Below are 6,931 nucleotides of genomic sequence, written 5' to 3' on the forward strand. Positions count from 1 at the left end.
CAGGCAGGCCAAGGATGTCCTGCGCAAAGGCGGTGAATATTTCAGGATCGCAGAACGCCTTTTTAAAGACAACTCCGTATTGCAGTGACGCGACTTTTTTCATGGTTCCTCTCCGATCTTGATTGCTTGCATTTGCCGTCGGCACGCCGCAGCAAAATCCTCAGGAAAATGACTGCTGACATACCGGTGCTGGGCCTCGCTGAACGCGCCCATTGACCACGGCAGTTTAGGCAGAAAGGCATAAAGCAGCCGCTGGCCGTTGTGAACACCAATCCGCTTGGAATATTCCAAGGATGTCACCATTCGCGCTCCCAGTTTGGCAAAGATATGCTGCGCCAGCAATATGCCCCGGTCGATTGACTCGCGCGCGGCCGTGTCTGCTTCCAAAATATTGCCAACCGGCCCGCTGTCCGCATCAGCAATGACCATAAGCTGCAATTCCCACTGCGAAGTCTGCGCCTTGGGAACAAAAAGCAGCGCGTTTGCATCTTCATGAACAATCAGGCTGCGCTCTTTGCGCTGATCGCCGTCTGTGCGCTGGTTCTGGCGGATGCAGCGCAGGTAGTCGTGGAAAAAATCGCCGTCATAGCGGGCAAGCGTTTCTGCAACTTGGTCGCCGCAGCTGTAGCTTGGCATTTCGCCGCCGTCTGTCAGCTCGACTTTTTCAGGGCTTATGGCATACTGCTGATGAATCATCTGATGCGAGGCATGAAGCCGGTAGCCGGAGCTTGAAAAGTCGTAGCCGAAATTCCATCCCCAAAGCGTGGCTGGATGACCGCTGTTCTCCGCTGCTGCCAGGACTTTTTTTCGCAGCGATTCCAGCTCATCTTCAGTCAGACTGCGCTTGGGCAGCTCAAGATTGATGCCGAACTGCTCTGCCAGCGTCACATAAATCCGCTGATAATAGAGATGACGCAGGCCGCGCATGTCCGCCAGTGTCAAATTTGACGTGCGGTAACGGACAGCGTCATGCGCCATGTTGGCGGCGTAATGCCCCCAAGGAATGTAGGAGTTGCGGCGAAGGTATTCGAAAACATGCGTGCCCTCAGCGTAACGCCCCACGATTTCACTGTTGCCTTGCACGCCGGGCCGCAAAACCATCACTTCCTTCCAGCGGTCAGGCAGATGTGCATTGTTGGCGATGGTTTCAAACAGCTCGCAATCATCAATATCCGGCTTGCCGGGCCGCAGGTATTTCAAACCGACTGGCTCACCATTTGCATCAAACTCCATCCGGCAGCAGGTTCGCGCCAGCATCATCAACTCTTCCGGATCTGTGGAGCTAACGGCCAGGGCGTATTTGAGCGGCACAGGCAGGCGGCTGATCATTGCTTGCCGCTCCGCCTCATTCAGACCGAACGACTGCACAAGCGAGCATTGCGGCGGCGGCTCAATCTTGATCAGGCCGGGCTGCTCAGCACGCGCCGCTGCCCAGACAGAATCAACATAGGTCACGCCTTGACAAGGAAAGGCGTTGGGAATTTCGTAAATCCAGCGGCCTTCCAGCTCTTGGACATTGCCGGACGGGAAATTTGCCAGGTTGTTCAGCTCCCTGCCGTCGGGCAGCGAGCCGAGACAGAGGAGGAAATCATGGTCGCGCAGATTGCGGACAGCGCAGCTGGGCCGGTGCAGACCAACCCGAAATGCGCCTGTGGGGCTGACACAGGTTTTCAGCATGACGGTCATCCGGCGGCGGCCGGAAAGAAAAATGTTTTTCGACAAAAAAGTTGCGCTCTTGAAAACTTTCTGGTCATATTAGACTATGCGGCATGATTTTTCACCTCATTTTCGGAGAGACAGGCAGGACAGGACAGCAACAATGGGAGTTCCACGAGTCATCTTTCGAGTGTGCGAGAGCCTGAGCTGTCCGAAGTTTCAGTACGGCGACTCCTTCACCGTTTCAGGAGTGGCGGTGATGATGCGCACCAACGGCGACAGCTCCTTTGTCAGCAGCTCCGCTGTTCATGCCAATCAGCCCCGCGAGAACTGCGAGATTCTTTACGGCGACTTGGTCAAGCTGATCATCAAATACGAGCGCGCCGACCAGATACCTGACTGCTTAATTTCCTGCGCAGGCTGCACAGGCTCGCTCCGCCTTGAGCATATCCGCAACAGAAAAAACGGGCCGGAGCAGGAGGCCTTGCTGCAAACCAATAAAGAGCTGGCGGCCCTGTTGGAGGAACTGAGCCGCTTTCCTTTTTTTCAGATAATCAGCCCTGAGAGCTTGGCCGAGCTGCTGCGCAATGCCAAATTGGAGGTGTTCAAGAAGGACGACATCATCATCCGCCAAGGCGAGCCAGGCAGCAAGCTCTATATTGTCGCCGAAGGCAAGGTGAACATCCTCAACGACACCGGCATATCCATCTCCACTCTGGAGCAGGGCGAGATATTCGGCGAGATGAGCCTGATCTGTGACGAGAACATCGGAGCCACTGTGCAGGCGGCGGCGGACTGCAAAATACTCAGTGTGCATCACCGGCATTTTCAACTGGTGCTGGACCGCTACCCGGCCATGCAGCGTTATTTCACCAAGCTGATGGCCCAGCGTCTGAGCCGTTCCAACAAGATTCGTTTTGACGACTACGCCTCCGGCATGATCGGCAGACTGGAGGAGATTCCGCCCGAAGCTCTGTTTCAGACCCTGCACACCAACGCCAAGACAGGCATCCTCACCATCACCGAGGTGTCCAAAGGCACGGCCCGCTTTTCTCTTCGCCAAGGCGGGCTGATCAAGGCTTCCTACGACGGGCATAAGGGCAAAGAAGCCTTCTTCCGCATTCTCCACGAGAAGAAAGGCCGCTTCAAGTTCAACCCTGGTCTGCCAAAAGAGGATTTTGACGCGCCGGAGATCGGCTATTTCATGAAGCTGCTGATGGAGGGCCTCCAGCAGCTGGACGAGGAACGCTCCACCCGGAAACGGCAGCTGGAGCCGGGCGGAGAGGAAGAGAAGAAACCTCAGTCGCCCTAGAATTCAATGCCCTGCTGCGCCCGGATGCCCTGTTTGTACGGGTGCTTGACCTCGCGCAGCTCTGTGACCAGATCAGCGGCCCGCAGCAGGCCCTCCCCGGCCCCCCGACCGGTGATCACCGCATGAACCTGCGGTCCGCGCCGAGCCAGCGTGTCCAGCACCTCATCTTCGGTCAGCATTTGGTATTTGATCAGATAGGTCAGCTCGTCCAGCACAACAAGCCGGTGCCGCCCTTCGGCAAACACCTGCCGGGCCAAGTCCCAGCCCTTGCGGGCTGCGGCGGCATCTTTGGCCAAGTCATCGGACTTCCATGTGAAGCCGCGGCCCATGACGTGAAAGTCAAGCAGTTCGCTGAAACGGCTGACAGCGTTCAGCTCGCCGTATTTCCAGCTGCCCTTGATGAACTGGATGAAGCAGACCGGCCAGCCGTGGCCGAGTGCGCGCAGAGTCAGGCCGAGCGCGGCAGTGGTTTTGCCTTTGCCATTTCCGGTGTAGACAATCAGCAGACCTTTGCTCCGCGTTTCGGCGGGCAGAAAACCGCTGTCCTTTGTTTCTGGCGGAGACAGCGGCATTTCTTTGTCCAACAGCCGCATGTTGGGAAAAAAACTCTGCATAATGTGTTGTTGGCAGGAAAGCAGAACAGCATATGCGGCGCGGAAAGACCGCCTGCTCATTGACCGCCGCCGGAATGCGTGGTATTTTCTTTTTTGTAGCGGAGACGGAGGATTCCGGCTCCTTTTTTCAGCAAACAGGCTGACGCTGACAGCGGCGCATACAGTAAATCTTTTCCTCTTCCGACGCAATATTTATGATTCTCTTCTGTGAGGAATGCGGACAGCGGAACAGCATCACCCTGACCCCGGCTTTGATTGAGACCAACAGCTTCACCTGCCAGTTTTGCCGCTTCAAAAGCCCGTTCCCTTTCCTCGACAAAAGCCGGAACAGCACCAGTGTCAGCACAGTCATCCGCTGGCAGCCGGAAGAGCTGCGTCTGCCAGCGGATGACTGTCAGGAAGGCTGCTGTTTCCAGCTTGTGTTCCAAGTGGAGGGATTTCAAAAACCGCAGCTGACGGTGGAGCCGTTCCGCCAGTTCGCCAAATTGATCACGGTGGAGAAAACCAGCCCGGACAGTTTTTCGGTCACAGTCAGGATGCCGGAGCAGAACAAGGCCCTGCCGCCGGGCCGCCGCGTTCCCGCTCTTATTTTCTGCGAAGAAAACATCATGAGCTGGGGCACCATCCCCGTTGTCCGCGAACGGCGGGAAGCAGCCGCTGAGACAATCCGGCAGGAGAAACGCAAGGAAGCGGCGGCAGCACCTCTGCCGGAGATGAAAGCGGCCAAGGCAGGAGAGGCGCAGGCCGAGATGCCGCTGGAGAGCGGCGCGGCTGCGGAATCTTTGGGGGATGCCGACATGGAGACGCTGCGGCAGCAGCTCGTCCAGTACAAGGCCCAGCTGCATCAGGCGAAAACCACCTCGTTCAGGATGCGGAAGGAGCTGTCCATCCGGCGGCAGGTCATGGACAGCCAGAACTGCGGCATCCTCTTCGTCAGCTTGGAGCAGCAGATACTGTACGCCAATCCTGCGCTGCTCAGCCGCTGCGCTTGCACCTTGAAGGCGATGCAGGACCGGCGGCTTGACCAAGTGATTGAGCTGGCCGAGACAAAGCAGGGCTTGACCGAGGCGCTGAGGGAGGCGGACGAGAAGGGCAGCTGGCACGGCAGGGCGATGCTGCTGCAAATCCTGCAGGAGGAGCAGAAATGCGAGCTGCAGCTTTCCATCACCCGCAGCGAAACTGACGAAGAGGACAAGGAAAAAGGCTTCATCTGCCTGCTTTTTCCCCAAGAAAGCGACTCCCGCTTCCAGCACTGCCTTGGTTCTGTTCCGGCTGCCGCCGCCAAGGACAGCGGTGCGCTGTCTTCCGGCCTTGGCCTTGACCCTTTGACCGGTCTGGCAGACCGCCCCTCGTTTCAGCAGTATCTTGAGGATTCCATCATCCTGCTGGGCAAGGAGTCAGAACGCGGCATTGCCCTGATCTATGTGGATCTGGATCATTTCAAGCGCATCAACCGCATTTTCGGCCCCGGTTTCGGCGACAAGATTTTATGCAGCGTGGCCTCGATACTGCGCAGCTGCGCCGAAGAGGCGGGCGCAGACTTGGTGTCCCGCCTGAGCGGGGATGAATTCGCGATTGTCCTGCCGCCGCCCGCCAACCGGGAGCGGGCGAAAAAGCTGGCGGAAAAAATCATGCAGCGCTTCCGCACTCCTTTGGACAACGAGTCCCGATCTATCCTCATCCGGCCCAGCATCGGCTTCAGCCTTTATCCTGACGACGGCGGCACTCCGCTGGAAATTCTGCGCAACGCGGACACAGCCATGGAGGCGGCCAAGGGCGAAGGCGGCAACCGCATCTGCTCGTGGGACAGCGGGATGAAGATTCAGGCCGCTGAAAGCCTTTATTTAGAGAACGACCTGCGCAAGGCGGTGGCTGACAACGAGCTGATCAATTATTACCAGCCGCAGGTCAGCCTGACCAACGGCTCCATCTGCGGCATGGAGGCCTTGGCCCGCTGGATCCATCCCATGAAAGGAATGATTTCGCCCGTCGCTTTCATTCCGATCGCCGAAAACACTGGTCTGATCGAAAAACTCGGCCTTGATCTGATGCGCAAAGCCTGCGAGCAGGGCAAAAAATGGCGGGACATGGGCTTCCGAAAATTCGTCATGGCAGTCAACCTCTCCGGGCGGCTGCTGCGGCGGCGCGATCTCTACCATCAGATCATGAGCTGCATAGAGACCAGCGGCTATCCGCCAGAGGCACTGGAAGTGGAGTTCACCGAGGGCGTGCTGATTGAGAACATGGACTACACTGTGGATCTGATCAACAAGCTGCGGGCGCAGGGGGTGAAGACAGCTATTGACGACTTCGGCACCGGCTACTCCTCTCTCAGCTACCTCCAGCACCTGCGGGTGGACAAAATCAAGATCGACCGGTCCTTCATCACCAACGTCACCACCAACAAGACCGACGCGGCCATCACCTTGGGCATCATTTCCATCGCCAAAAACCTTGGCTTCCGGGTGATCGCCGAGGGCATCGAGACTGAAGACCATCTCTTTTTTCTGCAGAAAAGCCGCTGCGACGAGGGACAAGGCTATCTGTTCAGCGCGCCGATTTCGGAAAAGGACATGACCGGCCTGCTGCTGCGCGACTCCAGCGTCGCCCTCAGCCACAAGCGGATGATCGACAAATTTTATTCTGTTCTTGCCACGGACAAGAAGCCGAAGCTCAAGAGTTAGAGGCGGGTCATTTCCCGCAGCAGCTGAAGCTGGCCGAGCAGCACAGCCACGGCGGTGTCCACATGCAGGATTCTGCCGCCCATGTTGAAGGCGGTGAAGCCCTGTTCGGTCAGGCAGCGCAGCTCATGCTCGTTCCAGCCGCCTTCCGGGCCGACTGCCAGCAGGATGCGCTTCCCGTTTTTGGGAAAAACCTCCGGCAGCGTTGCAGGCACGCCGGGATGCGCAAGCAGGCGGCAGCCGTCCAGCTCCGGCAGAACATCCTTCACAAAGGTGCTGAAAAGGGGATGGACGCGCACTTCCGGCAGGCGGGTGTCTGCGGCGGCCTGCGTCAGGCCCTCCAGCAGCCGCTCGCGGATTTTCTCCGGCAGCAGGGCAGGGGAGTGAAAGAAGGATTTCTCCACCTTGGCCGAGCGGATGAGATGGATGCGTCGCACGCCCAGCGTCGCCGCCTGCTTGAGAATGCGCTGGAGCATGATCGGGCGGGGCAGGGCGAGAATCAGCTCGGTCGGCGGCGGGGGCGGCGGCTCGCGGTCAAGGCTGACAGCCAAGGTCACTGTCTTGGCATCAATGTTGAGGACAGTTCCCCGGCCCAGCCTGCCGTTGATCATGCCGAGGCGGAGGCTGTCTCCGGCGGCAAGGCCAAGCACACGGCAGATGTGCTCGGC

5 protein-coding genes are annotated in these 6,931 nt (G+C 58.2%); 2 read left to right on the plus strand and 3 right to left on the minus strand.

Translation table 11 applies throughout. From position 1 onward, the window contains the following. Window positions 1-99: 99 nt before the first annotated feature. On the minus strand, window positions 100-1,677 hold the full coding sequence (locus ACNKID_RS09305) for a hypothetical protein (protein WP_417913152.1): 1,578 nt from the start codon (window positions 1,675-1,677) through the stop codon (window positions 100-102). Window positions 1,678-1,819: 142 nt separating this feature from the next. Between ACNKID_RS09305 and ACNKID_RS09310 the strand changes: the two genes are divergently transcribed. Beyond that, window positions 1,820-2,968, plus strand: coding sequence for a cyclic nucleotide-binding domain-containing protein (locus tag ACNKID_RS09310; RefSeq protein ID WP_417913153.1), 1,149 nt, complete (start codon window positions 1,820-1,822; stop codon window positions 2,966-2,968). Here the strand turns inward: ACNKID_RS09310 and cobO are convergent. Continuing rightward, window positions 2,965-3,582, minus strand: coding sequence for a cob(I)yrinic acid a,c-diamide adenosyltransferase (gene cobO / locus ACNKID_RS09315; RefSeq protein WP_417913154.1), 618 nt, complete (start codon window positions 3,580-3,582; stop codon window positions 2,965-2,967). The two genes, ACNKID_RS09310 and cobO, sit on opposite strands and share 4 nt — an antisense overlap. 194 nt (window positions 3,583-3,776) lie before the next feature. Here cobO and ACNKID_RS09320 point away from each other — a divergent pair, with 194 nt between their 5' ends. Then, window positions 3,777-6,266, plus strand: coding sequence for an EAL domain-containing protein (locus ACNKID_RS09320; protein WP_417913155.1), 2,490 nt, complete (start codon window positions 3,777-3,779; stop codon window positions 6,264-6,266). On the opposite strand, the gene ACNKID_RS09325 is transcribed toward ACNKID_RS09320, so the two are convergent. Then, window positions 6,263-6,931 (minus strand): 16S rRNA (uracil(1498)-N(3))-methyltransferase (locus tag ACNKID_RS09325; protein ID WP_417913156.1); only part of this gene is annotated, 669 nt, incomplete at its 5' end. The two genes, ACNKID_RS09320 and ACNKID_RS09325, sit on opposite strands and share 4 nt — an antisense overlap.

Origin of the sequence: Candidatus Electronema sp. TJ (genome assembly GCF_048287355.1) — a bacterium.
Lineage (GTDB): Bacteria > Desulfobacterota > Desulfobulbia > Desulfobulbales > Desulfobulbaceae > Electronema.